The sequence below is a fragment of the Massilia sp. CMS3.1 genome (assembly GCF_051262535.1).
Classification (GTDB): domain Bacteria; phylum Pseudomonadota; class Gammaproteobacteria; order Burkholderiales; family Burkholderiaceae_D; genus Telluria.
Genome location: NZ_JBIMES010000088.1, coordinates 1 through 462, shown reverse-complemented (window position 1 = coordinate 462; position 462 = coordinate 1). Strand labels below are relative to the sequence as shown.

The 462-nt window shown below is 51.1% G+C and carries 1 protein-coding gene; it reads left to right on the top strand.

Going from position 1 to position 462, the window contains the following annotated elements; all coding sequences use genetic code 11:
- The coding region (locus tag ACHAC9_RS24545; protein ID WP_435764434.1) for a lysozyme inhibitor LprI family protein at nucleotides 1–410 on the top strand (410 nt) is incomplete at its 5' end.
- Between the last annotated feature and the right edge of the window lie 52 nt (nucleotides 411–462).

The window sequence follows — 462 nt, the reverse complement described above, 5'->3', positions numbered from 1 at the left end:
GTCTATGTGGTCGACATCGTAGAGGACCGCGATTACTCATGACTTCCTCAATTGGAGCACCTATGTTCAGGCAGGGATTGCCAATCTTACTTTTGGTCAGCGGCCAATTGCTCCTCAACCCCGCATGGGCCGTAAATGGCGACACTCGTCCAGCTGAGCTTGCAACTGCAAATGACAAGCTGAACAAGGCCTACAAAAGCCTGATGACTCAGCTTGAACAAAAAGACCGCGAGAAGTTAAAAAACGCGCAGCGCATCTGGATTTCTCTGCGAGATGCAGATTGCAAATGGGCGAGTCCGGCAGAGCCGTTGGATTGCATGATCGACCGCACCGATCGGCGAACAGACGAACTCCGAGCAAGTATGTTCAACGCCAGTAACGGTAAGTACACTAGCTTGGAATTGCAGTAGGGTCATTCGTAGCATCTGAACGAAGATGCGAGGGTACGTCCGTATATGGACT